The sequence below is a fragment of the Streptomyces sp. JLSY215 genome (assembly GCF_059682825.1).
The window spans coordinates 6,173,255-6,200,147 of the sequence record NZ_CM185022.1; the positions used below are offsets into that span (position 1 = coordinate 6,173,255).

27 protein-coding genes and 5 tRNA genes are annotated in these 26,893 nt (G+C 70.0%); 21 read left to right on the forward strand and 11 right to left on the reverse strand.

Annotation, left to right across the window (positions count from 1 at the left end; genetic code table 11):
- The first annotated feature begins 25 nt into the window (after positions 1–25).
- Both AC5677_RS27580 and AC5677_RS27585 read left to right on the forward strand, forming a co-directional pair.
- On the forward strand, positions 26–205 hold the full coding sequence (locus AC5677_RS27580; protein WP_497196780.1) for an acyl-CoA carboxylase epsilon subunit: 180 nt from the start codon (positions 26–28) through the stop codon (positions 203–205).
- A gap of 612 nt (positions 206–817) precedes the next feature.
- Positions 818–1,474 (forward strand): DUF4360 domain-containing protein, encoded by a 657-nt coding sequence (locus tag AC5677_RS27585; RefSeq protein WP_497190620.1) that lies wholly within the window; start codon positions 818–820, stop codon positions 1,472–1,474.
- Positions 1,475–1,637: 163 nt separating this feature from the next.
- Here the strand turns inward: AC5677_RS27585 and AC5677_RS27590 are convergent, their stop codons facing one another.
- The 8 genes from AC5677_RS27590 to AC5677_RS27625 form a co-directional block, all read right to left on the reverse strand.
- Positions 1,638–2,216, reverse strand: coding sequence for a GTP-binding protein (locus AC5677_RS27590; RefSeq protein ID WP_073760799.1), 579 nt, complete (start codon positions 2,214–2,216; stop codon positions 1,638–1,640).
- Positions 2,197–2,817 carry a DUF742 domain-containing protein gene (locus tag AC5677_RS27595; RefSeq protein ID WP_497190621.1) on the reverse strand — a complete coding sequence of 207 codons (621 nt, stop codon included), beginning with the start codon at positions 2,815–2,817 and terminating at the stop codon, positions 2,197–2,199. The genes AC5677_RS27590 and AC5677_RS27595 overlap by 20 nt, the downstream gene beginning before the upstream one ends.
- 84 nt (positions 2,818–2,901) lie before the next feature.
- Positions 2,902–3,315, reverse strand: a complete 414-nt coding sequence (locus tag AC5677_RS27600) for a roadblock/LC7 domain-containing protein (RefSeq protein ID WP_044368295.1) — start codon at positions 3,313–3,315, stop codon at positions 2,902–2,904.
- A 10-nt stretch (positions 3,316–3,325) separates the two neighbouring features.
- Entirely contained in the window at positions 3,326–6,490 is a 3,165-nt protein-coding gene (locus AC5677_RS27605; protein ID WP_497190622.1) for a sensor histidine kinase, read from the reverse strand.
- Positions 6,491–6,825: 335 nt separating this feature from the next.
- On the reverse strand, positions 6,826–7,419 hold the full coding sequence (locus AC5677_RS27610) for a GTP-binding protein (protein WP_497190623.1): 594 nt from the start codon (positions 7,417–7,419) through the stop codon (positions 6,826–6,828).
- The gene (locus AC5677_RS27615; RefSeq protein WP_046925829.1) at positions 7,400–7,810 is read right to left on the reverse strand and encodes a DUF742 domain-containing protein; all 411 of its coding nucleotides are present in this window, start codon (positions 7,808–7,810) and stop codon (positions 7,400–7,402) included. The genes AC5677_RS27610 and AC5677_RS27615 overlap by 20 nt, the downstream gene beginning before the upstream one ends.
- A 99-nt stretch (positions 7,811–7,909) precedes the next feature.
- Positions 7,910–8,323, reverse strand: coding sequence for a roadblock/LC7 domain-containing protein (locus AC5677_RS27620; protein WP_039632486.1), 414 nt, complete (start codon positions 8,321–8,323; stop codon positions 7,910–7,912).
- An 11-nt stretch (positions 8,324–8,334) separates the two neighbouring features.
- Complete coding sequence (locus AC5677_RS27625) at positions 8,335–11,979, reverse strand: sensor histidine kinase (protein WP_497190624.1); 3,645 nt, start codon at positions 11,977–11,979, stop codon at positions 8,335–8,337.
- A gap of 649 nt (positions 11,980–12,628) precedes the next feature.
- Between AC5677_RS27625 and AC5677_RS27630 the strand changes: the two genes are divergently transcribed.
- The 10 genes from AC5677_RS27630 (at position 12,629) to AC5677_RS27675 (ending at position 17,173) form a co-directional block, all read left to right on the forward strand.
- On the forward strand, positions 12,629–12,820 hold the full coding sequence (locus AC5677_RS27630; protein WP_497196948.1) for a hypothetical protein: 192 nt from the start codon (positions 12,629–12,631) through the stop codon (positions 12,818–12,820).
- 82 nt (positions 12,821–12,902) lie between these two features.
- Entirely contained in the window at positions 12,903–13,664 is a 762-nt protein-coding gene (locus tag AC5677_RS27635) for a fumarylacetoacetate hydrolase family protein (protein ID WP_497190625.1), read from the forward strand.
- The gene (gltX, locus tag AC5677_RS27640; RefSeq protein ID WP_497190626.1) at positions 13,657–15,135 is read left to right on the forward strand and encodes a glutamate--tRNA ligase; all 1,479 of its coding nucleotides are present in this window, start codon (positions 13,657–13,659) and stop codon (positions 15,133–15,135) included. Before AC5677_RS27635 ends, gltX begins: the two co-directional genes overlap by 8 nt.
- Positions 15,136–15,265: 130 nt before the next feature.
- On the forward strand, positions 15,266–15,850 hold the full coding sequence (locus AC5677_RS27645) for a Uma2 family endonuclease (protein WP_497190627.1): 585 nt from the start codon (positions 15,266–15,268) through the stop codon (positions 15,848–15,850).
- 4 nt (positions 15,851–15,854) lie between these two features.
- Positions 15,855–16,580, forward strand: a complete 726-nt coding sequence (locus AC5677_RS27650) for an HAD family hydrolase (RefSeq protein ID WP_497190628.1) — start codon at positions 15,855–15,857, stop codon at positions 16,578–16,580.
- A gap of 88 nt (positions 16,581–16,668) precedes the next feature.
- Positions 16,669–16,740, forward strand: a tRNA-Gln gene (locus AC5677_RS27655).
- A 21-nt stretch (positions 16,741–16,761) separates the two neighbouring features.
- Positions 16,762–16,834: transfer RNA gene (locus AC5677_RS27660), tRNA-Glu, on the forward strand.
- Between the two features lie 64 nt (positions 16,835–16,898).
- Positions 16,899–16,971, forward strand: a tRNA-Glu gene (locus AC5677_RS27665).
- A 16-nt stretch (positions 16,972–16,987) separates the two neighbouring features.
- A tRNA-Gln gene (locus AC5677_RS27670) sits at positions 16,988–17,059 on the forward strand.
- A 41-nt stretch (positions 17,060–17,100) separates the two neighbouring features.
- Positions 17,101–17,173 (forward strand) — tRNA-Glu (locus tag AC5677_RS27675).
- 44 nt (positions 17,174–17,217) lie between these two features.
- On the opposite strand, the gene AC5677_RS27680 is transcribed toward AC5677_RS27675, so the two are convergent.
- Positions 17,218–17,856, reverse strand: coding sequence for a MerR family transcriptional regulator (locus tag AC5677_RS27680; protein ID WP_497190629.1), 639 nt, complete (start codon positions 17,854–17,856; stop codon positions 17,218–17,220).
- 128 nt (positions 17,857–17,984) lie between these two features.
- On the opposite strand from AC5677_RS27680, the gene AC5677_RS27685 reads away from it, so the two are divergent.
- On the forward strand, positions 17,985–18,440 hold the full coding sequence (locus tag AC5677_RS27685) for a DUF4188 domain-containing protein (RefSeq protein WP_497196781.1): 456 nt from the start codon (positions 17,985–17,987) through the stop codon (positions 18,438–18,440).
- 113 nt (positions 18,441–18,553) lie between these two features.
- Here the strand turns inward: AC5677_RS27685 and ndgR are convergent, their stop codons facing one another.
- Positions 18,554–19,270 (reverse strand): IclR family transcriptional regulator NdgR, encoded by a 717-nt coding sequence (gene ndgR / locus AC5677_RS27690; protein WP_030414225.1) that lies wholly within the window; start codon positions 19,268–19,270, stop codon positions 18,554–18,556.
- Positions 19,271–19,445: 175 nt separating this feature from the next.
- On the opposite strand from ndgR, the gene leuC reads away from it, so the two are divergent.
- The 5 genes from leuC to AC5677_RS27715 all read left to right on the forward strand — a co-directional run bounded on the left by leuC (position 19,446) and on the right by AC5677_RS27715 (position 22,976).
- Entirely contained in the window at positions 19,446–20,876 is a 1,431-nt protein-coding gene (leuC, locus tag AC5677_RS27695) for a 3-isopropylmalate dehydratase large subunit (protein ID WP_497190630.1), read from the forward strand.
- A 3-nt stretch (positions 20,877–20,879) separates the two neighbouring features.
- Entirely contained in the window at positions 20,880–21,488 is a 609-nt protein-coding gene (leuD, locus tag AC5677_RS27700; protein ID WP_497190631.1) for a 3-isopropylmalate dehydratase small subunit, read from the forward strand.
- Between the two features lie 135 nt (positions 21,489–21,623).
- Positions 21,624–21,869, forward strand: coding sequence for an SCO5555 family protein (locus AC5677_RS27705; RefSeq protein ID WP_362706758.1), 246 nt, complete (start codon positions 21,624–21,626; stop codon positions 21,867–21,869).
- A gap of 125 nt (positions 21,870–21,994) precedes the next feature.
- Positions 21,995–22,651 carry an HU family DNA-binding protein gene (locus AC5677_RS27710; protein ID WP_497190632.1) on the forward strand — a complete coding sequence of 219 codons (657 nt, stop codon included), beginning with the start codon at positions 21,995–21,997 and terminating at the stop codon, positions 22,649–22,651.
- 94 nt (positions 22,652–22,745) lie between these two features.
- Positions 22,746–22,976: a hypothetical protein gene (locus AC5677_RS27715; protein WP_497190633.1), complete on the forward strand. Its 231-nt coding sequence runs from the start codon at positions 22,746–22,748 to the stop codon at positions 22,974–22,976.
- On the opposite strand, the gene cofC is transcribed toward AC5677_RS27715, so the two are convergent.
- A complete protein-coding gene (gene cofC / locus AC5677_RS27720; protein WP_497190634.1) occupies positions 22,957–23,661 on the reverse strand; it encodes a 2-phospho-L-lactate guanylyltransferase in 705 nt (234 codons plus the stop codon). The two genes, AC5677_RS27715 and cofC, sit on opposite strands and share 20 nt — an antisense overlap.
- Positions 23,662–23,801: 140 nt before the next feature.
- On the opposite strand from cofC, the gene AC5677_RS27725 reads away from it, so the two are divergent.
- From AC5677_RS27725 to AC5677_RS27735, 3 genes are all read left to right on the forward strand, one after another.
- Entirely contained in the window at positions 23,802–24,650 is an 849-nt protein-coding gene (locus tag AC5677_RS27725; protein WP_497190635.1) for a lysophospholipid acyltransferase family protein, read from the forward strand.
- The gene (locus tag AC5677_RS27730) at positions 24,647–25,645 is read left to right on the forward strand and encodes an NAD(P)H-dependent glycerol-3-phosphate dehydrogenase (RefSeq protein ID WP_497190636.1); all 999 of its coding nucleotides are present in this window, start codon (positions 24,647–24,649) and stop codon (positions 25,643–25,645) included. The genes AC5677_RS27725 and AC5677_RS27730 overlap by 4 nt, the downstream gene beginning before the upstream one ends.
- 108 nt (positions 25,646–25,753) lie before the next feature.
- Entirely contained in the window at positions 25,754–26,890 is a 1,137-nt protein-coding gene (locus AC5677_RS27735) for a D-alanine--D-alanine ligase family protein (protein WP_497190637.1), read from the forward strand.
- Positions 26,891–26,893: the final 3 nt, after the last annotated feature.

A 26,893-nucleotide genomic window follows, 5' to 3' on the forward strand; every position in this document is an offset into this window, starting at 1 on the left:
AGTGAAGAGTCCTGCCGACCAACCCATCCGCGTGGAAAAGGGCCAGGCCAGCGAGGAAGAGCTCGCCGCCCTGACCGCCGTCCTCCTGGCCCGCGCCGCACACCGCCCCACCGCCGCGCCGACCCGCCCCCGGCACACCGCCGCCCGCTGGCGCCGCCTGGAGCGGCAGCACGGGTTCCACGCGGCGACCAGCTGGCAGCGGTAACGCTGCGCTGGGCTTGGCCCCACGTTTTTGGCTTTCCCGCCGCAGGTGCCGTTGCGCCTGCGGCGGGCGTGGTTTTGTCGGGTGCGGTGACGTCCCTACACGGCTCCGCCGCTACGGGCCGTCCCCTCCCGTGGGTGGGGGCGAGCGTCCCGTGTCCGGTGCAGGTGGTCATGTCCACCAGGTGCACGTGACAACCGACGTACACCCCCACCGTCCTCCTCCTACCCCCATCGGGGAGGGGGCGGGCCGCAGGACGGAGTCCGGAGGCCCGGTCCCGCTGCCGAACAGCCCCGCGCAAGCGGCACCGCCCGCCGCAGGCGCAACGGCGAGAAACCCCCGCGGCGGGAAAGCCAAAAACGTGGGGCCCAGGCAAAGCGCAGCGAAGGGGCCGCAGGCGCAACGGCGAGAAACCCCCGCGGCGGGAAAGCCAAAAACGTGGGGAGTCCGAATACTGGCGTAGGTTCGCCCCAACCCTCGGAAGCAGAGCTGTTCACGGCGAGATCCCCGTGCTGGCATGCGCTCGTCATTCCACTTCTGGAGTTCCCGCGCTGCGGGTCCGCGTGACGCGGACCCCCGCGCCACGGGTTCCAGGACGACCGGAAGGAAGTGCCCATGCTCAGCACGCTCGGTGCTGCGGCCGCCGCGGCATCCCTGCTCCTCGCCGGATCGGCATCCCCCACCCCGATGGCCCGGGTCGGCGACGAACCGCCGGCCGGCAAGATCACCATTGATGTCGCCACGGTGAACGGTTCGGGTTGCAGACCCGGCAGCGCCGCCGTGGCCATCGCGCCCGACAACACCGCGTTCACCGTCACGTACAGCGAATACCTCGCCCAGGCGGGCGGCGGCAGCAAGCCGACCGACGCCCGCAAGAACTGCCAGATCGCGCTGAATGTGCATGTCCCGCAGGGCTTCACCTACGCGATCGCCCGCGCCGACTACCGCGGTTACGCCTCCCTGGCCCCGGGCGCCAAGGGGCTGGAGCAGGCCGGCTACTACTTCCAGGGCCAGCAGGAGACGGCCCGTAAGAGCCATACCTTCGGCGGTCCCTACGACACCAACTGGCAGACGTCGGACGAGACCGACATCGATGCGCTGGTCTACGCCCCGTGCGGCGAGCAGCGCTACTTCAACATCAACACCGAACTGCGGGTGGACGCCACCTCGGCCCGCGCGGCCACCAGCTTCATGGCCATGGACTCCACCGACGGCAGCATCAACACCCTGTACCACTTCGCGTGGAAGGAGTGCCCGGCCTCCCGCGGGTAGCCGCACCCGCTGAGCGATGACCCGGGGCCCGTACGCACACCGCGTACGGGCCCCGGCGACGTCCTGGAGCGAGCGCCCACGCCGAAGGCCCCCGCACCTGGCAGGTGTCCGGGGGCCTTCGGCGTGTACGGCGGTCCTGCGGGCACGGGGAGCCCGCAGGGCACTAGCGCAGCCGCGCCATCAGAGCGTGCTCCACGAGCGTGATGAGCGCGCTCTTGGCCTCGCTGCGGTGGCGGGCGTCGGTGATGATGATCGGTGCGTCCGGGCCGATCTGCAGGGCCTCACGCACCTCGTCCGGCGTGTAGGGCTGGTGTCCGTCGAAGCCGTTGAGGGCGATGACGAACGGCAGGCCGGAGTTCTCGAAGTAGTCGACCGCGGGGAAGCAGTCGGCCAGGCGGCGGGTGTCGACCAGCACCACCGCGCCGATCGCGCCGCGGACCAGGTCGTCCCACATGAACCAGAAGCGGTCCTGACCGGGCGTACCGAAGAGGTACAGGATCAGGTCCTGGTCCAGCGTGATCCGGCCGAAGTCCATCGCCACGGTCGTGGTCGTCTTGTCCGGCGCGTGCGTGAGGTCGTCGATCCCCGCCGAAGCGGAGGTCATCACGGCTTCGGTACGCAGCGGATTGATCTCTGAGACGGCCCCGACGAACGTGGTCTTGCCCACGCCGAAGCCGCCCGCCACCACGATCTTCGCGGAGGTGGTGGAGCGGGCTGCACCGCTAGAGCTTGCGAAGTCCACTGAGCACCCTTTCGAGCAGTGTCACATCTGGCTGTCCGCCGGCGGTCTCGTCCCCGCCGGGCTGATGAATGGCGACAAGTCCGGCCTCCGCCAGGTCGGCGACGAGGATCCGGGCGACGCCGAGGGGGATGGAGAGCAGGGCCGAGATCTCAGCCACCGATTTGATCTCACGGCAGAGGTGGCAGATGCGCTGGTGCTCCGGCAGCTGGCCCTGCAGTCGCGAGGGGTCGGCGGTCGTGCTGACCAGCGCCTCGATGGCGAGCTGGTAGCGCGGCCGGGTCCGCCCTCCGGTCATCGCGTACGGACGCACGAGCGGATTGTGCATGCCCCCGGTGGGGGCGGGCTCGGGCGTACGCCGCTGCGGCTGCACCGGCTGGATGCGGGGCGCCTGCGGCTGTTCGTACGGCGACGGCTCGTACGGCTGGGAACCGTACGGCCGCTGCTGCGGCGGCTGCTGGTGCTGCGGCGGCCGCGGCGGTTCTGGCCGCTGCGGCCGGCGGCTCGGCGCAGACGGGAAGTTGAAGCGGTTGTGATGGGTCTCGCCCACAGGTCCGGACTCCTGCCCGGAACCGTACGGGTATCCGCTAGGGGGCGTTGCCACGTCTCCTCCTCCAACTTGCCAATCTGACGCCGGTCGCGCCACCGAACCATAAGGCGCGGTGGCGGGAAACGCACTGCCTGTCTGTTAGTTGAGAAGGCTGCCCTGCAGTTCGGCGCGGAGATCGGGCGTCAGAACATTGCCCGCGCGGTCGACCAGCAGGGCCATCTCGTAGCCGACGAGGCCGATGTCGCACTCGGGGTGCGCGAGCACGGCCAGCGACGATCCGTCCGAGACGGACATGATGAAGAGGAAGCCGCGCTCCATCTCCACCACGGTCTGGTTCACGCTCCCGCCCTCGAAGATGCGGGAGGCGCCGGCAGTCAGCGAGGTCAGCCCGGAGGCCACCGCCGCCAACTGATCGGCTCTGTCACGAGGGAACCCCTCGGACATGGCGAGGAGGAGTCCGTCCGCGGAGACCACGACCGTGTGGGACACCCCAGGGGTGTTGTCCACGAAGTTGGTGATCAACCAGTTCAGATTCTGCGCCGCCTGGCTCATCGGGCTCACACTAACGCTCCTGATCGTAGGTGCTGCCGGGGCCGAAGCCCTGTCGGTCATTGTGGGGTTCCGTGCCCGCATTGCGCCCTTGCTGGACACCACGGCGCAGATTGCTCAGCCGGCCGCGAACGTCCTCCGGTGCGCGGGAGACCTGTGGGCCGCCCTGCGGGGTCTGCTCCGCGGCGCCTTCGACCAGGTTGGCCTTGGGCACCCGACGGGGGAGGCCGGAGGCAGTGACTCCGCCCGCCTTCGGCTCGCGCAGTCGCTCCGCCCGCTGCCAGCGCTCGTCGTTGGAGCTGCGCCATTCGGAGCCGTCCTGGCCGTTGACCGGTGTGCTCCGCTGCTGCGGGGGCGCCACCGGCTCCACGGGCTGCTCCTGCCACTGCGGCTGAGCGTTCTGCTGAGCCTGCGGCGGTTGCTGGCCACGGCCTCCGCGGCGCGGAAGGCCGGCGTCGGTCAGCGAAGGGGAGTCGCTCGGGGTGGGGCCCGGACGCTCGAATGGTACGCGCTCGGACGCATCAGCGGGAGCGGCAGTTGTATTCCGGTCAGATTCCGCTTCGGTCCCGAAGTAGCCGCCGAACACGGGCGGTTCGGCCCGGTCGGTGTGCGCGGCGGGTTCGTCGGACACGAAGGGGTGCTGGCCGGTGGTCCCTGCGGAGGACGGATCGCCGAACGCCAGGCCGCCGTGCGACCGGTCGTCGTAGAGCGGCTGATCGCCTTCCGCATATGCCTGGTGACTGGAGTGCGCCGACTGGTCGGGGAAGCCGGAGAAGGCGTCTGCCGCACCGGTGGGCACCTCGTCGCGGAACAGCGGGCGGTCGTCGACCTGGAACGCGTCCTGGTCACCATGGCCGCCGGCCTGGGCCTCCAGCGCCGCACGGCGCTCCTCGCGGAGCAGCGAGCGGCCCACGGGGTCCAGCTCGGGGTTGTCGTCCGCCTGGCCGTAGCCGCCGTCGTCGAAGCCCAGCTCCGCGGCGGTCCGCTGGCGGCCCTCGTACGGCGTGTGCTGGTGCTCGGGGACGATCCGGGAGACCGTGAAGTCGTCCTCGTAGTCGGCCGGCTCCCCGCCGCCGCCGTGGGTGATCGCGTCCGGCAGCATCACGAGCGAGGTGGTGCCGGCCTGCTCGCCCGAGGGGCGCAGCTGGACCCGGATCCCGTGCCGGTCGGCCAGCCGGCCGACCACGAACAGGCCCATCCGCTGGGAGACCGCGGCGTCCACGCTCGGCGGGTTGGCCAGCTTGTGGTTGATGTCCGCGAAGTCCTCGGGGGTCAGCCCGATGCCCTTGTCGTGGATCTCGATCATCACCCGGCCGTCGGGCAGCCGGGTCGCCGCCACCCGCACCTTGGTCTGCGGGGAGGAGAACGTGGTGGCGTTCTCCAGCAGCTCGGACAGCAGGTGCACGAGGTCGGTCACGGCGGTGCCGTGGATCTCGCTCTCGGGGACGCCGGAGAGTTCTATTCGCTCGTACGACTCGACCTCGGACGTCGCCGCGCGCAGCACGTCGATCAGCGGCACCGGCTGGTTCCAGCGGCGGCCGGGCTCCTCGCCCGCGAGGATCAGGAGGTTCTCGCCGTTGCGCCGCATACGGGTGGCGAGGTGGTCGAGCCGGAAGAGGCTCTCCAGCTGGTCCGGGTCCGCCTCGTTGTTCTCCAGGTCGGTGATCAGCGTCAGCTGCCGCTCGATCAGGCCCTGGTTGCGCTGCGAGAGGTTGGTGAAGATCGCGTTGACGTTGCCCCGCAGCAGCGCCTGCTCGGCGGCGAGCCGGACGGCCTCACGGTGCACCTGGTCGAAGGCGCGGGCGACCTCGCCGATCTCGTCCGTGGTGGAGATCGGGATCGGCTGGACGCGGGTGTCGACCCGGCCCGGATCCGTGCGGGAGAGCTGGTCGACCAGCATGGGCAGCCGCTGCTCGGCGACACCGAAGGCGGCGGTACGCAGCTGGCGCATGTTGCGGCTCATCCGGCGGGCCATCAGACCGGCCACGACGAACGCGATGATCAGGGCCGCCAGCACGATCGCCGAGTCGACGAAGGTGGACTGCTTGGCGTCCGCGGAGATCCCCGCGGCCTCGTTGACCGCCTTGTTCGCCAGGTCCTTCTCGATGGACCGGTACATGTCGAACTTGCCCGTTGCGGCCGCGAACCAGGTCTCGGACGTGAGGCCCCGCAGGGCCAGCGTCTCGGGCGCCGCGCCGGTGGCGATCAGGGCGCTCATCTGGTCGATGGACGGCGGCGTACGGAACGTCCGGCCGACCGCCGTGGCCTGGGCCTTGGCCCGTGCCACCTGCTGCTTGGCCTTCTCCTTCAGCGCGGCGGCGTCCTTGGTGAGCCGCTCGACGTCCTCGGGCGTACCGCCGGAGGTGTACTCGCCGATGGCGATGCCCTCCAGGTAGCGGTACGAGCCGAACGCGGTCAGCTGGAGCTTGTGCTCCTTGCCGCCCTGCGGGGACGCCGGGTCGACCAGGAGGTGGGTGCCGATGGAGCGCTCCAGCGACTCGGCGGCCTTCGCCAGTGCGACGGCGTAGACCGTCCGGCCGTAGGAGGTGATGTTGCCGGTGCCCAGACCGAGTTCGTTGGCGAACTCCATCAGCGGGTGCTGGATCCCGACGTAGTTCTCCTCGGTCTGCACACCGCTCAGCCGGGAGGTGAAGGCGATCTTGCGCAGCCCGTCCAGCTTGGGCTCCACCTTCTCGAACGAGGCGAGCCGGCGCTGGAGACCGGGCTTGTCCGGCATGGCCTTGGCGGCCTCGTGGAAGGCCGCAGCGGCGTCGTCGGTGGCGTTGCGCGCCTCCTCGACGACCGGGTCGTCCTTCTTGCCCTTCAGGAGCGGGGCGGCGGTGCGGTCCCGCTCGTCGATCAGGGCGTTGCTGTAGGAAAGCGCTGCGCGAACGAGCTTCGCGGTGTTCTCCGCGTCCTGCGCCTCCTGCCAGGTGGCGAAGGAGCTGTTCACCCGCAGGCCGCCGAAGACGAGGGCGAGCAGTACGGGGATCAGCAGAATGGCGTTCAGGCGCGTGGCCACCCGCCAGTTGCGCGGGGAGTATTTACCGCCGCTGACCGGAGGCTTCGCGACCGTGTTCTCGGACGCGTCGGAAGCCGGTACGCCGCCACGCGGCGGCGGGGTGAAGTTGCCCCGCCGCGGTTCCTCCGGCTCTGGGCTCGCTTTGCTTCGCCTCACTCGACCAACAACCTCTCGGCGCCGGCACGTATTTGCTGTGCCGTTTCTTCTGGGCGTTACTACTCCGTAGTTCAGCGAATTTCAGCACGTCAGGGCGGTGCCTTCCAAACACCCGGCAAAGCCGCAGCGGTCTCGCAAGAGCGAGAGATAAAAGGGGCGTTAATGGGCGAGCCCCGCCAAATGGCGGGGCTCTTGTGCGCACAGCGAAGCCGCACATGCGCGAGGGGTGTCGAACGGCACCCGATTCACTGTCGAAACGTTATGAAGCACTTTCGTAGGCGTGTCGAAGGACACAGATCCATTCAGGCATACCGGGAACCGGGCCCTGGCGCCGACTACTGGAGCCGGGCCATCAGGGCGTGCTCGACAAGCGTGATGAGCGCGCTCTTGGCCTCGCTGCGGTGCCGGGCATCGGTGGTGATGATGGGCGTCCCGGGACCGATCTGGAGCGCCTCGCGCACCTCGTCCGGCGTGTAGGGCTGGTACCCCTCGAAGCCGTTGAGCGCGATGACGAACGGCAGCCCGCTGTTCTCGAAGTAGTCGACCGCGGGGAAGCAGTCGGCCAGGCGGCGGGTGTCGACCAGCACCACCGCGCCGATCGCGCCGCGGACCAGGTCGTCCCACATGAACCAGAAGCGGTCCTGACCGGGCGTACCGAAGAGGTACAGGATCAGGTCCTGGTCCAGCGTGATCCGGCCGAAGTCCATCGCCACGGTCGTCGTGGTCTTGTCCTGGACGTGGCTGAGGTCGTCGATCCCCGCCGAAGCGGAGGTCATCACGGCCTCCGTACGCAGCGGATTGATCTCCGAGACGGCCCCGACGAACGTGGTCTTGCCCACGCCGAAGCCGCCCGCCACCACGATCTTCGCCGAGGTCGTGGCGCGGGCCGCGCTCTGGCCGGCGCCCGCGTCAGAGCTTGCGAAGTCCACTGAGCACCCTCTCCAGCAGGGTCACGTCCGGCGTGCCCCCCGCCTCACCGCTGCCACCGGGCTGATGGATCGCCACCATCCCCGCCTCCGCCAGGTCCGCCACCAGGATCCGCGCCACACCCAGCGGGATGTGCAGCAGCGCGGAGACCTCCGCCACCGACTTCACTTCGCGGCACAGGGTGCAGATCCGCTGGTGCTCGGGCAGCAGTCCGGGCAGCTGCGAGGGGTCGGCCGTGGTGCTGACCAGCGCCTCTATGGCGAGCTGGTAGCGCGGCCGGGTCCGGCCTCCGGTCATTGCATACGGGCGCACCAGCGGTTGATCACCTTCGCTCCCGTACGGCGCTTGGCTGTACGCGCCGTACGGGCCGGAAGTGGCGGGTGGCGGGGTCATGGGTCCTCCGAGGGCGGACAACTGACTGTCGTCGGGTTGGGCCGGTGGGGGGTGCGGCACATGGTGGGTGGATTGCTGGACGGGGGCGCTGCGGACGCCTCAGTTCAGCAGGCTGCCCTGCAGTTCGGCGCGGAGATCGGGCGTCAGCACCGTGCCCGCGCGGTCGACCAGCAGGGCCATCTCGTAGCCGACGAGGCCGATGTCGCACTCGGGGTGCGCCAGTACGGCCAGCGACGAACCGTCGGAGACGGACATGATGAAGAGGAAACCGCGCTCCATCTCCACCACGGTCTGGTTCACGGTCCCGCCTTCGAAGATCCGGGACGCACCCGAGGTCAGCGAGGTCAGCCCGGAGGCCACCGCCGCCAACTGGTCGGCACGGTCGCGTGGGAAGCCCTCGGACATCGCGAGGAGCAGCCCGTCCGCGGAGACCACCACCGTGTGGGACACCCCGGGGGTGTTGTCCACGAAGTTGGTGATCAACCAGTTCAGGTTCTGCGCCGCCTGGCTCATCGGACTCAAACTTAACGCTCCTGCTGGTGAGTGGGGTCGACAATGCCGTGGTTGCCGGTGGAGGAAGTCCCTCCGGCCTGCCGGCCTTGCTGGATACCCCGGCGGAGATTGGTCAGCCGCCCGCGCACGTCACTGGGCGCACGCGAGACCTGCGGACCGGTCTGGGGGGACTGCTGCTGCTGTGCGGTACCCGCGACGAGGTTCGCGCGCGGGACACGGCGGGGCAGTCCGGACGTGGTGACGCCGCCCGCGGCGGGCTGACGGATCTGCTCCGCCTGCCGCCAGGTCTCGTCATTGGGCGAGCTGCGCCATTCGGACGCGGCGTCGCCGGACGCGCGCTGCGCTCCGCTGCGGGAGCCGCCCGGGGCGGGGTCCTCCTGCGCCGCGCCGCGGCGCGGCATCAGCGGCGCCTCGGCGGCACCGCCCGACTGCGGGGGGACGCCGGCCGCGGCGGACGCCGGGTGGCTGAACCAGTTCGACTCGATGGTGTCGAAGATCGGCGTACGGCCGTCACCGGGATCGGCCGTGCCGGTCTCGCCGAGCTCGTCGCGGCCCTGCGGCTGCACCGGGAGCCGGCCCGTCTCGTACGGGTCCGCCTCGCGCTCCGGCCGCGGGAACCGGCCGGTGTCGTCCTGCCGTCCCGCGTCGCCGCCGGGACGGCTGTCGGGCCGCTCGAACTGGCCGGTGGTCTCGTACTGGCCGGTGGTCCGGAACTGACCGGTCGTCTCGAACTGACCGGTCTCGTACGGGTCCGCCGCGCGCTCACCGGGACCGCCGGACGCACCGGCGCCCGTCCGCTCCGGCGCGCCGCCGGGCAGCGCGATGCCGCCCGTGCCGCGCGTCTCCGGACGCGTGAACTGCGTGGTGTCGGCCGGGCCGCGCCCGCCCTGCGGACCCTCCGCGCCGGGCGGCGGGCCGTTGAAGTCGGGGCGGGCGAACGCAGCGGTGTCACCGGGGCCGCCGCCGGACGGGCTCTGCCCGAAGCCGCCGGTGGCCTCCGGCTCCTCGTGGCCGCGCGGCACGTCCTGCGCCTCGCGCGGCGCCAGCGGCCAGTCGTCGTCGGCACCGCGCTCGCGGCGGGTGCCCCAGCTCGTGGTCGTGGGCTGCCGGCCGTCCTGACCGCCGGACGCGCCGGAACCGCCGGGCAGTTCGGCCGCGGGGCCGCGCGGGGGCAGCTGCGGCCGCTCCTCGCGCCGGGGCGCGCCGGTCGGCGGCGCGACGGTGGGCGGCTGGCCGCCGTCCGCGCCGCGGGTGGGAAGCGAGGGCAGTGCGCTGCCGGACCGACCGGACGCCGGACGGGCGTCGCCCGGTGCGGGCACGCCGGGAGGAGTCGTACGACGGGCCGCGGGCGCGCCGCCGAAGGCGTTCGCCGCACCGCCGCCGCCGGCCCCACCGGAGCCGCCGCGTCCGGGCAGCGCGGGGCGCCCGGCCGACGGGCCGGCGCCGACCTGACCGCGCGGCTGAAGACCGGCGAGCCGGCTGGAGGGCGAGCCGCCGACGTCACCGGCGCCGCTCTTGGCGGTGCTCGGCGCGGGCTTCTTGCCGCCCTGTGCCACATCGACGGGAAGCATGACCAGCGCGGTGGTGCCACCGGAGTCGGAGGGCCGCAGCTGGATACGGATGCCGTGCCGCAGCGACAGGCGGCCGACCACGAACAGACCCATCCGCCGGGACACCGAGACGTCCACGGTCGGCGGGCTGGCCAGCCGCTCGTTGATCGCCGACAGGTCCTCGGGGGAGAGGCCGATACCGGTGTCGTGGATCTCGACCAGCACCCGGCCGTCGGGCAGCGCGTGGCCGGTGACCTTGACCTTGGTCTGCGGGGAGGAGAACGAGGTGGCGTTCTCCAGCAGCTCGGCGAGCAGGTGGACGAGGTCGTTGACGACCCGGCCGGCCACCTCGGTCTGCGGTACGGCGTTCAGCTCGATCCGCTCGTACTGCTCCACCTCGGAGGCGGCGGCACGCAGGACGTCGACCAGCGGCACCGGACGCGTCCACCGGCGCCCCGGCTCCTCACCGGCGAGGACCAGGAGGTTCTCACCGTTACGGCGCATACGGGTGGCGAGGTGGTCGAGCTTGAAGAGCGAGGACAGCTGGTCCGGGTCGGCCTCGCGGGACTCCAGCTCGGAGATCAGCGAGAGCTGGCGCTGGATCAGACCCTGTGAACGCCGCGAGAGGTTGGTGAACATCGCGTTGACGTTGCCCCGCAGCAGCGCCTGCTCGGAGGCGAGACGGACCGCCTCACGGTGCACGTCGTCGAAGGCCGCGGCCACCCGGCCGATCTCGTCCCGGCTGTGCACACCGACCGACTCGACGGAGGTGTCCACGTCCTGCGGATCGGCCTCGGACAGCTGCTTGACCAGCTCGGGCAGCCGGTCCTGGGCGACCCGCTGCGCGGTGTCCTGCAGCCGGTGCAGCGAGCGGACCATGGACCGGGCCACGACGAATGCGCCGATCAGCGAGACACCGAGGACGAGCAGGATCAGCGCACCGTTGAGGATCGCGTCCTGGGTCGCCTCGTCGCGCAGCTCGCGCGACTTCTGCTCCATCTCGTGCAGCAGCGACGTCTCGATCCGCGACATCTCGGCGATCTTGACCGAGTCGGAGTCGTACCAGTCGAGGTACTTGTACTCCTGGCTGCGGATGCCGTTGCCGGAGTTGAAGGCGCGGTCGGCGAAGTTGCCGGCTTCCTTGATCTGGTCGTTGTTGCCGTCCAGACCACGGGTCAGCTCGCTGGCGGCTTCCTGGGGGGTGTAGATCTGCGAGAAACGGGCCCGCGCCGCCTTTTCGTTCTCCTCGGCGGTGTGGCCGGCCTGCCGGTCGTTGGCGGAGAGCCGGGGGCCGCCCTTGTGCGCGAGGCCGGCGCTGATCAGCGCACGCTGCATCGACGCGTACTCCTTGGCCGACGAGAACGCCGCCAGGGCACGCGTGGACTTGATCATCTCCGTGTTGCTGGTCGCCTGCGCCATGTCCTGGGAGAGCGACAGCAGCGAATTGATCAGCTCGTTGTACTTGCCGACCGTCTGCGCGACGTTGTTGTCGTCCTTGTAGGCGTTGGCGCGGATCTCGTTGAGCCCGGTGAGCTGGCGCCCGATCTCCAGGATGGTCGCCCGGACACCGGTCATGGCCGGGTCGCGGGGCTGGACGTCCCCGGTGGCCTGGTTGAACGAGATCTTGGCGCGGTCGGTCGCCTCGCGCGGCGCCACGACATTGGCGTCGTCCTTGGCGTTGCCGCTGCCGGCCAGCGGACCGGCGGACTTGTCCCGCTCCACCTGGAGCGCGTCGGCGAGCTCGGTCGCCTGCCGCGTCATCTCGGTGAGCAGCTGCATCTTGTCGAGCGCGTCGATGTTGTCCAGCTGCGTGTCGATGCGCATTCCACCGAGGGTGGTCGCGGCGACCACGGGAAGCGCGAGCAGGGAGACCAGGCGGGTGCTGATGCGCCAGTTGCGCAGCGATATTCGGGACCCGGGGCCGACCGCACCCTTGGGAGGCGCGGCCTTGCCGCTCTCCGCCGCGTCACCGCCCTGCGTCCGGCCGCCCCGGTCGGACGGCGCACCGTTGCTCTGGGCAGGCTGGGGCGAGGAGGCGCGGTCGGTCCCGCCGCGCAGCTCCGGGTCCGCCGCAGCGCTGCCATCCCTCTTGAAACGTCCCTGCACTAGCGTCGCAACCTCTGGACCAGGCGCCCCTCCGCGCGAACGGCGGGGCGGTGTCGAGTCGTGGGGGACCGCGTAGTCCCCCATGGCGGTCGTGAGTGACCGGCGGGCTGCCCCCTCTGGCCGAGAGAGCGGCACCACCGCGCGGCGCCACCTTGCGCCCTGCGCGCCGGCTGAAACGTGCGGCGGTCCGTGGAATTCCAGCACAGTGCCGGATCTCCAACAAGAGCAGAGCCGGTCGCTGTGACATGGGTGACGCAATGTACGGACTACGTGACGACTCGTAGAGGATTCCGTATCCAATACCGGACTTTTGCCCGCGATTCGCGCGCTCGGAGGCGCTGTCCCAGGTGCGGTGATCGGGAGCGGAACATGCGCTTCAATCCGTCAATGTCCGATTCGCCCTGGGATGTTGATCACGTCAATTGCGGCATTTGTCGGCCGCCTCGTGAGCAAACTCACAGGAAGATCGCAGACTCCTCCAACGCATCACAGGGAATAGCGCCCGTAGCCTGACGCTTTACACAGTTGCCCGATACGACAAGGGCACTGAAACAAGGCAGCAATGACAAGGCGGCCGGGGGCAACCCCTTTCCCTTGTCCTCCACAAAACGATCACACCCACAACGATCACAACGCGAGGCGTGAAGCAGTGAAGGCGAAGTCCACGATGATGTTCCGCAACATAGCCAACCCGCGGCGCACCACCCTCGCGCACCTCAAGGACGCCGACGAGCTCGCCGCCGCAGCGGCCCCGGAACACACCGTCGAACTGCCCGCCCAGACGGCCAACCCCCGCCGCACGGTCCTGATGGACGCGCCGGTGCAGGACGTACCGGCGTAATCCGGGGCGCGGGACGGCCGCGGCCCCGCGATAGCCTGGAGTGTCAACTCCGGCCAGTGATCAATGAGGGGCAGCGGCACCCGTGCGCATCGCCAGATTCTCCATCGACGGAAACGTCGGCTTCGGCGTGGTCGAGGGCGACGAACTCGACGTCATCAAGGGGCATCCCTTCGCCGAATTCGAGCGCTCGGGCCAGAAGGTCCCCCTCGACAAGATCCGGCTTCTGCCACCCACCCTGCCCAACAAGATCGTCGCGATCGGCCGCAACTACGCCGAGCACGCGGCGGAGCTGGGCAACGAGGTCCCCGACGCCCCGGTCACCTTCTTCAAGCCCTCCACCTCCGTGATCGGCCCCGGCGACCCCATCGCCTACCCCTCCTTCTCCCAGGAGGTGCACCACGAGGCGGAGCTCGCCGTCGTCATCGGCCGGATGTGCCGTGAGGTGCCCCGCGAGCGCGTCAAGGACGTCATCCTCGGCTACACCTGCGCCAACGACGTCACCGCGCGCGATGTCCAGAAGCGCGAGAAGCAGTGGGCCCGCGCCAAGGGCTTCGACAGCTCCTGCCCCCTCGGCCCCTGGATCGAGACCGAACTCGACCCCAGCGACCTGACCATCCAGTGCACCGTCAACGGCGAACAGCGCCAGCTCGGCCGCACCAGCCAGATGGTCCGTCCGATCGAGGACCTGATCGTCCACATCACCGAGGCGATGACGCTGCTCCCCGGCGACGTCGTCCTCACGGGCACCCCGGCCGGGGTCGGCCCGCTCAACGTCGGTGACGAGGTCGCCGTCACCATCTCAGGCATCGGCACTCTTACCAACAAGGTGATCAAGCGTGGTTAACGCGACCCCCGTCCGCGTCCGTTTCTGTCCCTCCCCGACCGGCAATCCCCATGTGGGCCTGGTCCGTACCGCCCTGTTCAACTGGGCCTACGCCCGGCACAACGAGGGCACCCTGGTCTTCCGCATCGAGGACACGGACGCCGCGCGCGACTCCGAGGAGTCCTACGAGCAGCTCCTGGACTCCATGCGCTGGCTGGGCTTCGACTGGGACGAGGGCCCCGAGGTCGGCGGCCCCCACGCGCCGTACCGCCAGTCGCAGCGCATGGACATCTACAAGGACGTCGCCGAGAAGCTCCTCGCCTCCGGCCACGCCTACCCCTGCTACTGCACCACCGAGGAGCTGGACGTCCGCCGCGAGGCCGCCCGCGCCGCCGGCAAGCCCTCCGGCTACGACGGCCACTGCCGCGACCTCACGGACGAGCAGAAGCAGGCGTACGAGGCCGAGGGCCGCAGCCACATCGTCCGCTTCCGGATGCCGGACGAGGCGACCACCTTCACGGACCTGGTCCGCGGCGAGATCACCGTCCAGGCGGAGAACGTCACCGACTACGGCATCGTCCGCGCCAACGGCGCCCCGCTGTACACGCTCGTCAACCCGGTCGACGACGCCCTGATGGAGATCACCCACGTCCTGCGCGGCGAGGACCTGCTCTCCTCCACCCCGCGCCAGATCGCCCTCTACAAGGCCCTGATCGAGCTCGGCATCGCGAAGGCGATTCCCGCGTTCGGCCACCTCCCGTACGTCATGGGCGAGGGCAACAAGAAGCTCTCCAAGCGCGACCCGCAGGCGTCCCTGAACCTCTACCGCGAGCGCGGCTTCCTGCCCGAGGGCCTGCTCAACTACCTCTCCCTGCTCGGCTGGTCCTTCTCCGCCGACCAGGACGTCTTCTCCATCGAGGACATGGTCGCCAAGTTCGACCTCGCGGACGTCAACGCCAACCCGGCCCGCTTCGACCTGAAGAAGGCCGAGGCGATCAACGCCGACCACATCCGCATGCTGGACGTGAAGGCCTTCGCCGAGGCCTGCGCGCCCTGGCTCAAGGCCCCGCACGCCAACTGGGCCCCCGAGGACTTCGACGAGGCGGCCTGGCAGGCCATCGCCCCGCACGCCCAGTCCCGCCTCAAGGTCCTCTCCGAGATCACGGCCAACGTCGACTTCCTGTTCCTGCCGGAGCCGGTCTTCGACGAGCCCTCCTGGACGAAGGCCATGAAGGAGGGCTCCGACGCCCTGCTCCGCACGGCCCGCGCCAAGCTGGAGGCCGCCGACTGGTCCTCCCCGGAGTCCCTCAAGGAGGCCGTCCTGGCCGCCGGCGAGGAGCACGGCCTCAAGCTCGGCAAGGCCCAGGCCCCGGTCCGCGTGGCCGTCACCGGCCGCACGGTCGGCCTGCCGCTCTTCGAGTCCCTGGAGGTCCTGGGCCAGGAGCGCACCCTCGCCCGCATCGACGCGGCACTGGCCAAGCTGGCGGGCTGATCCCGTACGAGTGCCCCGGGCCCGGAAGCCACTACGGCTTCCGGGCCCTTGGCGTATCCAGAAGCGGACGACAAGCTGAAGGGTGGGGACAATGACCGTAATAGAGGCTGAGGCAAGAGGAGGGCTGACCGTGACCGCGTTCGCCGACCGGCCGCACATGCTGCTGAGCGAATTCGAAGAGCTGGCTCGCCTTGCCGCCCGCACCGCCGAGGGGCTGCGTCTGGAATTCATCAACGGAAGGCTGGGGGTCAAGCCGGTGCCGAACGGCGACCACGACGAGATCGTTGCGTGGCTTCAGCGCGTGTGCATGCAGCACCGTCCTGAACTGCACCTCTACGGCGAGCGGGGCCTCAAGATCAAGGCGTACCGCGAGGGCAGGGCGATGCCTGACGCGTCACTCGCCCGGCCCGGCTCCTTTGCCGGTCACGGTGAGTGGAGCGACCCCGAAGCCGTGCTGATGGCTGTCGAGGTGACCTCGTTCGACCGGGACGCAGACGGCCGGGACCGCCGGAAGAAACCCCGCGCCTACGCTGAGAGCGGCATCCCGGTCTACCTGCTGATCGACCGCGACAGCTGCGAGGTGACGGTCTACTCGGAGCCCGAAGGTGATCGCTACGAAAAGGCGGTGACCGTGCCGTTCGGCAAGCAGGTGACCCTCCCCGACCCGGTCGGCATCGATCTCGACACCGAGCCGCTCAAGGACTGGGTGAGCTGACCCCATGCCCCTCCACGCCGTCCTCTGGGACCTCGACGACACCCTCTTCGACTACACCGGCTCGGACCGCGCCGGAGTGCTGCGGCATCTGGAGGCCGAGGGGCTGACAGGCGCGTACGGCGGCCCCGAGGCGGCGCTGGCGCGCTGGCAGGAGGCGATGGAGACCGAGTTCGCGCGGTTCCTCGCCGGCGAGGTGGGGTTTCTCGATCACCGCCGGGGCCGCGCCCGCCGGTTCCTGGGCACCGCGCTCTCGGACGAGGAGGCGGACGCCTGGTTCGGGCGCTACATCGCGCACTACGAAGCCGCCTGGGTGCTCTTCCCGGACTCCGCGCCCGCCCTGGAGGCGCTGTCGCCGCTGGTACGGCAGGCCGTGCTGTCCAACTCCGGGACCGCCAGTCAGGAGCGCAAGCTGGCCGCTCTGGGGATCCGCGGGTACTTCGAAGCGGTGCTGTGCTCCGACGCGCTGGGACACGCCAAGCCCGCCCCCGAGGCGTTCACGGCCGCCTGCGACGCGCTGGGCCTCCCGCCGGAGGAAGTCGCCTACGTCGGCGACCGTCTCGACGTCGACGCGCTCGGGGCGCGGGACGCCGGTCTGACGGCCGTATGGCTGGACCGTACGGGCGCCGGGGAGGAGCTGCCGGCGGGTGTGCGCCGCATCGTGAGCCTGGCCGAGCTCCCCGAGCTGTTGCGCGGAGTTATCGGTTTTGGTGCGCCGTCCACGATCAGGTAATGTTCTTCCTGCGCCGCCCGAGAGGGCCGAAAGGTCCGGCCGGGAAGCGCAAGTCAAAATAAAACCCCCTCCGGGGGTTGCGCTTTGATGGCCTATGGTGTAATTGGCAGCACGACTGATTCTGGTTCAGTTAGTCTAGGTTCGAGTCCTGGTAGGCCAGCTCGCAGAGCTTATCTGCAACGCCCCCGTTGTGTAGCGGCCTAGCACGCCGCCCTCTCAAGGCGGTAGCGCCGGTTCGAATCCGGTCGGGGGTACAGATCCTTTCACTCCGTCTCCTTCGGGTCGCTCCCGGATGCGACGACGTTGAGGATCGCTAGGGCCCCCGTTGTGTAGCGGCCTAGCACGCCGCCCTCTCAAGGCGGTAGCGCCGGTTCGAATCCGGTCGGGGGTACTGGTCTAAACCACCATGGGCTATGGTGTAATTGGCAGCACGAGTGATTCTGGTTCATTTAGTCTAGGTTCGAGTCCTGGTAGCCCAGCGCAGCGTGTCCCCGTGACAGGCTCAACTGCAGGAAAACTTGCCCCCGTTGTGTAGCGGCCTAGCACGCCGCCCTCTCAAGGCGGTAGCGCCGGTTCGAATCCGGTCGGGGGTACAGAGAAGAAGGCCCCCCGCATCATGCGGGGGGCCTTCTCGCGTTCAACTCCCGGTGCCGAAACGCCTGTTGGACTCCTCCGACTCGGCCAGCCGGCGCAGGCTCAGCAGCACCGGCTCGTACAGCACGGTGAAGGCCACGGCGGCCTCCACCTGCTCCTCCGGCGTCCCGAACTCCTCGACCAGATCCAGGTCCACGACGGCGAGTTGTTCCGCCTGGCGCGCGTACGGCAGCAGATGTGCGGTGTCGCAGGCGTAGTCGAGGCGACGCAGTGCCGCGATGGCGGCGACGAGCGTGCCGAAGGCGGGGGCGGCGGCGAGGCCGGCGCGCCAGCCGAGGAGTTCCAGCAGCTCGGTGGCGGTGCGCCGGGCGGCGGCCGTCGCCGGGTCCGTCTCGTCGGGCTCCGGGCCGTGCGGGAGCGCCCCGACGGCCGCGCCCAGCCGGTGGTGATGGTCGCGCGAGTCGTCCTCGATGGCGGCCAGGACCTCGCGGGCGGTGGCGACCGGGATCCGGCCGACCTGGATCAGGGCCCGTACGAGCCGCAGCCGGCGCAGATGCTCCTCGCCGTACTCGGACTGGGTGGCCGTGATGCGGCGGCCCGGCGGCAGCAGTCCCTCGCGCAGGTAGTACTTGATCGTCGGGGTGGAGACCCCGCTGCGCTCACTCAGCTCCGCCAGTCGCATCGTCCGTGCGCCTTCCCTTGCGTTCCGTATTGGAAAGTGCCACTATCCAAACATGGATAGTGGCACTATTCAATGCGTCCGGTGTGACGAAGGGGGCTGTCGTGAGCGGTGAGCCGGTGCAGGGGCGGATGACGGCGGACGGTGCGGGGGGCGTGGTGGTCTTCCTGGTCGGGATGCGGGTCAACAGCTGGTGGGCGGTGCGGAGTTGGCTGCCGGTGTTCCGGGCGATGCCCCGCATGATCAAGGAGCTGGCCCGCGATCCGGACAGCGGAATGCTGGGCTACCGCCTGCTCCCCGGACTCCCGAGGAATTTCGGCGTCATCCAGTACTGGGAGTCGAAGGAGAAGCTGCTGGCTTACGCCGCCGACCGGAGCGCTGAGCACCGGCCGGCCTGGGCGGCATTCAATCGGCGGGCGCGCGAGGGGCGGAACAAGGTCGGCATCTGGCACGAGACCTTCATCGTCCCGGCGGGCTCGTACGAGAGCATCTACGCCAATATGCCGGAGTTCGGGCTGGGGAAGGCCCTGGGAGTGGTGCCGGTCGGGCGCCGCGGGGAACGGGCGGCGGAGCGGCTGGCGGTCTGAGCGGCACCCCGCGGCGGGGTGGGCCGGGGCGGGGGCCGTCGTCGGTTGCGGTTGCGGGTATGTGGGGCGGCCCCGTACGGGAGGATCCGTACGGGGCCGCCTTTTCGGTGTCGTCAGCCGTTGCGGCGCAGGCCCTCGGAGAGGCGGGCGGCCGCGTCGATGACCGCCTGGGCGTGCATCCGGCCCGGGTGGCGGGTCAGCCGCTCGATGGGGCCGGAGACGGACACGGCGGCCACCACGCGGTTGGAGGGGCCGCGGACGGGCGCGGAGACGGAGGCCACGCCGGGCTCGCGCTCGCCGATCGACTGGGCCCAGCCCCGGCGCCGTACGCCGGACAGGGCGGTGGCCGTGAAGCGGGCGCCCTGCAGGCCGCGGTGCAGCCGCTCGGGCTCTTCCCAGGCCATCAGGATCTGGGCGGCCGAGCCGGCCTTCATGGGGAGCGTGGAGCCGACCGGGACGGTGTCCCGCAGTCCGGACAGCCGTTCCGCCGCCGCCACGCAGATACGCATATCGCCCTGCCGCCGATAGAGCTGGGCGCTCTCGCCCGTCACATCGCGCAGGTGGGTGAGTACCGGTCCGGCCGTGGCCAGCAGGCGGTCCTCGCCGGCCGCCGCGGCCAGCTCGGAGAGCCTGGGGCCCAGGATGAACCGGCCCTGCATGTCCCTCGCCACCATCCGGTGGTGTTCCAGAGCCACGGCCAGCCGATGGGCCGTGGGTCGTGCAAGCCCTGTCGCCGCGACCAGCCCGGCGAGGGTGGCCGGACCGGACTCCAGAGCGCTCAATACGAGAGCCGCCTTGTCGAGAACGCCGACGCCGCTAGAGTTGTCCATGCAACGATACTCGCGTCTCACACTGTGAAACGCAAGTTCAATTTTCCAGGGAAGTCGTCAATCTGTAGATGTGGCCCTCGACCAGGGCCCGGCGTCAGGCCCGCCAAGGGGATTTCCGCGGGCATCCGCGCACAGACGAGTAAGGCCGGCACAGCGGCCGGCCGGAGGGAAAGCGATGGGACGGACACTCGCGGAGAAGGTCTGGGACGACCATGTCGTCCGGCGCGCGGAAGGCGAGCCCGACCTCCTCTTCATCGATCTGCACCTGCTGCACGAGGTCACCAGCCCGCAGGCGTTCGACGGTCTCCGCAAGGCCGGCCGCCAGGTGCGCCGTACGGACCTGACCATCGCCACCGAGGATCACAACACCCCGACCCTCGACATCGACAAGCCGATCGCCGACCCGGTCTCGCGCACCCAGCTGGAGACGCTGCGCAAGAACTGTGCGGAGTTCGGCGTCCGGCTGCACCCGCTGGGCGATGTCGAGCAGGGCGTTGTCCACGTTGTGGGACCGCAGTTGGGACTGACCCAGCCCGGTACCACCGTGGTCTGCGGTGACAGCCACACCTCCACCCACGGAGCCTTCGGCGCCCTGGCATTCGGCATCGGCACCAGCCAGGTCGAGCACGTCCTGGCCACCCAGACGCTGCCGCTGGCCCCGTTCAAGACGATGGCGATCACCGTCGACGGCGAGCTGCCCGAGGGGGTCACGGCCAAGGACCTGATCCTGGCGATCATCGCCAAGATCGGCACTGGCGGTGGCCAGGGCTATGTCCTGGAATACCGCGGTTCGGCCATCGAGAAGCTGTCGATGGAATCCCGGATGACCATCTGCAACATGTCGATCGAGGCCGGTGCGCGGGCGGGCATGATCGCCCCCGACCAGACCACCTTCGACTATCTCCAGGGCCGCGACCACGCCCCCAAGGGCGAGGACTGGGACGCCGCGGTCGCCTACTGGAAGACGCTGCGCACCGACGAGGACGCGGTCTTCGACGCCGAGGTGCACATCGACGCCGCCGCGCTGTCGCCGTTCGTCACCTGGGGCACCAACCCGGGCCAGGGTGCGCCGCTTTCGGCGAGCGTCCCCGACCCTGCTTCGTACGAGGACGCCTCGGAGCGCCTGGCCGCCGAAAAGGCCCTGGAATACATGGGGTTGACCGCCGGTCAGCCGCTGCGCGAGATCACCGTGGACACCGTCTTCGTAGGTTCGTGCACCAATGGCCGTATCGAGGACCTGCGCTCGGCCGCGGCCATCCTCGAGGGCCGCAAGGTCGCCGAGGGCGTACGGGTGCTGATCGTGCCCGGTTCGGTCCGTGTCGCCCTGGAGGCCGTTGCCGAGGGTCTGGACAAGGTTTTCACCGCGGCGGGGGCCGAATGGCGGCACGCGGGCTGCTCGATGTGTCTGGGCATGAACCCCGACCAGCTGGCGCCCGGTGAGCGCTCCGCGTCCACCTCCAACCGGAATTTCGAGGGCCGCCAGGGCAAGGGCGGCCGCACCCACCTGGTCTCGCCGCAGGTGGCCGCCGCAACGGCGGTTCTCGGCCATCTGGCCTCACCGGCCGACCTGTCCGACGCAGCCGTCGCCACGCCCGCGGGAGTCTGAACCATGGAAGCTTTCACCACCCACACCGGCCGGGCCGTCCCGCTGCGCCGCAGCAACGTCGACACCGACCAGATCATCCCGGCCCACTGGCTGAAGAAGGTCACCCGCGACGGCTTCGAGGACGGGCTGTTCGAGGCCTGGCGCAAGGACCCGGAGTTCGTCCTCAACCAGGCGGCCTACCAGGGCGCCACCGTCCTGGTGGCCGGCCCCGACTTCGGCACCGGCTCCTCGCGCGAGCACGCCGTCTGGGCGCTGCAGAACTACGGCTTCAAGGCCGTCATCTCCTCGCGGTTCGCGGACATCTTCCGCGGCAACTCCCTCAAGAACGGCCTGCTGACGGTGGTCCTGCCGCAGGAGACCGTGGACCGGCTGCAGAAGCTGGCGGAGGCCGACCCCACCGCCGAGGTGACGGTCGACCTGGTCGCCCGGCAGGTGCGGGCCGAAGGACTCGACGGAACGCGGGTGGCTGCCGACTTCGAGCTGGACGAGAACGCCCGTTGGCGGCTGCTGGAGGGGCTGGATGACATCAGCCTCACCCTTCGGGAGGAGTCCTCCATCGTGACGTACGAGGCGAATCGCCCGTCGTTCAAACCGCGTACCCTCGAGGTCTGACCTCGGGTTTTTGGCTCAAAGCGTTATTGCGTACGATGCGCCCCCTGTGCAGTTGGCAGGGGGCGCTTCGGCTTGTCGGGGCCGCTGTTGAGGCCCCGTGAAGCGACAACTCGCCGCAGATGGCACAATTAGCGCATGGAACGCGACGGCCAACTCGAGCTCTACGGTTTCGTCGCCGACCGACTCAAGGACGCACACGCAAGAGTGCGGACACTGCAAGTCCCGGAGGGCGTACGGATGGCGCTGACCCGGAAGCTGCTAGTCATCACGGCCGCGGCTAAACACGATCTTGCGGACGCGGCAAGGCGTCTGGAGTGGTTCATGGAAGACCTCGATGAAGGTCGTTATCCCGAAGATGCGCACCGCGACGGAAGTCCGTGAAGGTCGAGTTTGTTGCGGCACAAGGGTGATTAGCCCGTTTCGTGTTTGATTTGCGGTATGTATCTGCCTAACGTGCGAAAAAGCTTGGAAACTTTCGTTCCAGCAATGTCTCCGAAGGGGAAGACGTGAACAAGGCGCAGCTCGTAGAAGCCATTGCCGACAAGCTCGGCGGCCGCCAGAACGCCGCGGACGCGGTTGACGCGGTACTGGACGCAATCGTCCGCGCAGTTGTCGGCGGCGACCGTGTTTCGGTCACCGGATTCGGCTCGTTCGAGAAGGTCGACCGGCCGGCCCGCTATGCCCGCAACCCGCAGACCGGCGAGCGCGTGCGGGTCAAGAAGACCTCGGTGCCGCGATTCCGCGCCGGTCAGGGCTTCAAGGACCTGGTGAGCGGCTCGAAGAAGCTCCCCAAGGGCGGCGAGGTCTCCGTCAAGAAGGCCCCCAAGGGCAGCCTTACCGGCGGCGCCGCCATCAAGAAGGCGGCCGCGAAGAAGGCCACCGCCAAGAAGGCTGCCGCCAAGAAGGTGACGGCGAAGAAGGCCGCGGTGAAGAAGACCACCGCCGCGAAGAAGGCCACCGCCAAGAAGACGACGACGGCGAAGAAGGCCACCGCGACGAAGGCCGCCGCCAAGAAGACGACCACGGCGAAGAAGGCCACCGCCAAGAAGGCCACCGCCAAGAAGACCGCCCCCGCCAAGAAGGCCACGGCGAAGAAGGCGCCCGCCAAGAAGGCCACGGCGCGCAAGACCACCGCCAAGAAGGCCACCGCCCGCAAGCGGTGAAGCAGCGGCGACGCCGAGCGTCGGGCCGGTCTCCCTTCGGGGAGCCCGGCCCGCGGTGCGTTGGCGCCCAGGGCCCTGAACTAGGCTTTCTGCCATGCAGGCCACCGCGTACACCTACGACGACGACACCCGCTCCGGCAGCGTGCTGCTGGACGACGGCACCCCGCTGCCCTTCGACGCGGCGGCCTTCGACGCCGGCGGCCTGCGGCTGCTGCGGCCCGGCCAGCGGGTACGCATCGAGCTCGCGGAGGGCACGGGAAGCGGTTCCGGAGCCGGTCAGGGCGACGACCGCAGGATCGTGCTGATCACCCTCCAAACGCTCTGAGCCCGGTCGGCGGCCCCTTGGTGCCTGCCGGGGCGCCGAGCGCCAGCCGCGGCACCTGGCGCGCCGTATGCGGGCCCACGCCCAGCGCCAGCGCCGCCCGCAGATCCTCACCGGTGTCCACGTCACGGCGTACCGACGGCACCTGCGGTGCGGTGATCTCCCGCGCTCCGGACGCCAGGTGACGCGCCCGGGAAGCGCCGCCGAATGCGGGTGCCAATTCCACTCCGGAACTCGCGGCGAGAAGTGTTGTCCCGATTTCCGCCGCATCCGCGAGAAATGCGCGAGGAAATAGCGCGGCGGAATGGAGCACCAGTTCCAGCTCGGCCGGACGCAACGCCGGAAGGTCGGCGTTCAGCGCCGCCACCGGCGCACCGGGCCGACGCGCGCGTACCGCGGCCGCGCCGTGTGCCAGCGCGGCGTTGAGCCCACGGGCCGGAGTGTCGGGCACGATGCGCGCCCCCAGGGCCGCCAGACGCTCTCCGGCCTGCGCATCGTCCGTGACAACCGCCACATCGCGCACATTGGTGCAGGCCAGCGCCGCGGTCACGGTGTCCAGGGCGAAAGCGAGCGCCAAGTGGGGCCGGAAGTGTTCACCGGCCGCCTGCGAGAGCCTGCTTTTGGCCCGTACCAGCGGTTTCAGTGGCACCACCAGGCTCCAGTCCACATCCCCTCCGTCTCTTCGCATCGACGTCATTCTCACCCGCACTCGCCGCCGTTCGACAGCGGCGGGGTTACGGTGTTCTCGACATAGCGGGTACCCGGAGCGACACTTGTGCGGCTGCCGGCCCGGCGCAGCTTCGCAGGTCCCACAAGGAGGGTGTCCAAGTGTCCCGCCGCAGAATCGGCTTCTGGTACCGCTTGGCCGCGGTCATCTGCAAACCGCCGCTCTTGGTTCTGTTCAAGCGGGACTGGCAGGGAATGGAGCACATTCCGGCCGACGGCGGATTTATCACCGCCGTCAACCACAACTCGTATCTTGATCCGCTCTCCTATGCGCACTATCAGTACAACACCGGACGGGTCCCGCGATTCCTCGCCAAGTCCGGGCTCTTCAAGAGCGGCTTTGTCGGTCTGATGATGCGCGGCACCGGCCAGATCCCCGTCTACCGGGAAACCACCGACGCGGCCACCGCGTTCCGTGCCGCGGTCGCCGCCATCGACAAGGGCGAATGCGTCGCCTTCTATCCCGAAGGCACCCTCACCCGGGACCCCGAGATGTGGCCCATGCAGGGCAAGACCGGTGCCGCCCGCGTCGCGTTGCTGACCAAGGCGCCCGTCATTCCCGTCGCCCAGTGGGGTGCGAATGCGGCCATGCCGCCGTACGCCAAGGAGAACAAGCTCCAGCTCTTCCCCCGCAAGACGCTGAAGGTCAAGGCGGGACCGCCGGTCGACCTGAGCGAGTACTACGGCCAGGAGCCCACCGCCGAGGTACTGCGCGCCGTCACCGAGACCATCATGGCCGCCATCACCGAGCAGCTGGCCCTGCTCCGCGGCGAGCCCGCGCCCGCCGAACCGTACGACTACCGCAAGGCCATCGCCCGCGAGCGCCGCGCCGCCCGCGAGGCCGCCAAGGCCGCCGCGAGTGCCCTCATGGAGCCTGGCTGCGGCGGGGCCGTCGACGCCACTGAGCGGGCGGGAAGCACCCAGCAGGCACAGGAGGATGAAGGCAAGTGACGCGCTGCGCCGTCTACGGCACGGGGTCCTGGGGCACCGCATTCGCGATGGTGCTCGCCGACGCGGGATGCGAGGTGACCCTGTGGGGGCGCCGCGCGGCCGTCGTCGACGCCATCAACAGCGGCCGCACCAACCCCGACTACCTGCCCGGGGTCACCCTCCCGCCGTCCGTACGGGCCACCACCGACCCGGCGGAAGCGGCCCGCGGCGCGGACTTCACCGTCCTGGCCGTCCCCTCGCAGACGCTGCGCGCCAACCTCGCCGAATGGGCGCCCCTGCTGCCCGCCGACACGGTCCTGGTCTCCCTGATGAAGGGCGTCGAACTGGGCACCGCCAAGCGCATGAGCGAGGTCATCGAGGAGGTCGCCAAGGTCCCCGCGGAACGCGTCGCGGTGCTCACCGGCCCCAACCTCGCCAAGGAGATCGCCGCCCGCCAGCCCGCCGCGGCGGTCGTGGCCTGCGCCGACGAAGCGGTCGCCCAGCGGCTGCAGACCGCCTGCCACACCTCGTACTTCCGCCCGTACACCAACACCGACGTGGTCGGCTGTGAACTGGGCGGCGCGGTCAAGAACGTCATCGCGCTCGCCGTCGGCATCGCCACCGGAATGGGCCTGGGCGACAACGCCAAGGCCTCCCTGATCACCCGGGGCCTGGCCGAGACCACCCGGCTCGGCCTCGCCATGGGCGCCGACGCGCACACCTTCGCGGGCCTGGCCGGCATGGGCGACCTCGTCGCCACCTGTTCCTCGCCGCTGTCGCGCAACAACACCTTCGGCACCAACCTCGGCCGCGGCATGACGCTCGAGGAGACCATCGCGGTCACCAAACAGACCGCCGAGGGCGTCAAGTCCTGCGAGTCCGTGCTCGATCTCGCGCACCGGCACGGCGTCGACATGCCCCTGACCGAGACGGTCGTGGACATCGTCCACGAAGGCAAGCCGCCGATGGTCGCCCTCAAGGAACTGATGTCGCGCACCGCGAAGCCGGAACGGTAACCCGCGGCGTGGTGGGCCGGGGCGGGAGCCGTTGTCGGTTGCGCTCGTACACACACCCGGCGCTTCAGCGCTGACGTGCGCCCCCTCAGCAGGTACTCTCAACGCGTTATGAGCAGCCAGACCTCCTCCCACAAGCCCCGCGTCGCCGTCGTCTTCGGCGGTCGCAGCTCCGAGCACGGCATCTCCGTTGTCACCGCCGGCGCCGTCATGCGCGCCATCGACCGCGAGAAGTACGACGTGCTGCCCATCGGGATCACCACCGACGGGCGCTGGGCGCTGACCGCCGACGACCCCGAGCGGATGGCCATCGCCGACCGGCAGCTGCCCACCGTGGCCGCGCTCGCCGAGTCCCCCGAGGGCGGGGTCGTGCTTCCGGTCGACCCGACCAACCGCGAGATCGTCTACACCGAGCCCGGCTCGGTGCCCAAGGCGCTCGGCGAGGTCGACGTCGTCTTCCCGGTGCTGCACGGCCCGTACGGCGAGGACGGCACCCTCCAGGGCCTGCTGGAGCTCTCCGGCGTCCCCTACGTCGGCTCGGGCGTCCTCGCCTCCGCCGTCGGCCAGGACAAGGACTACATGAAGCGGGTGTTCACCTCCTTCGGGCTGCCGGTCGGCCCCTACGAGGTCATCCGCCCCCGCGAGTGGGACAACGACCCCGCGGCCGCCCGCAAGAAGATCGTGGACTTCGCCGGCGAACACGGCTGGCCGCTGTTCGTGAAGCCCGCACGGGCCGGCTCGTCCATCGGCATCACCAAGGTCAACGACCTCGCGGGCCTGGACGAGGCCATCGAGGAGGCTCGCCGCCACGACCCCAAGGTCATCGTCGAGGCGCTGCTGACCGGCCGCGAGATCGAGTGCGGGGTCCTGGAGTTCGAGGACGGCCCGCGCGCCAGCGTCCCGGCCGAGATCCCGCCGGTCACGGCCCACGACTTCTACGACTTCGAGGCCAAGTACATCGACTCGGCCGACGGCATCGTCCCGGCGCCGCTGACCCCCGAGCAGACCGCAGAGGTCCAGAAGCTGGCCGTCGAGGCGTTCGAGGCGGCGTCCTGCGAAGGCCTGGTGCGGGCCGACTTCTTCCTGCAGGACAACGGCGAGTTCGTGATCAACGAGATCAACACGCTGCCCGGCTTCACGCCCATCTCCATGTACCCGCGGATGTGGCAGGAGAGCGGTGTGAGCTACCCGGAGCTGATCGACCGGCTGCTCCAGGCGGCGCTGACCCGTTCCACGGGACTGCGCTGAGCG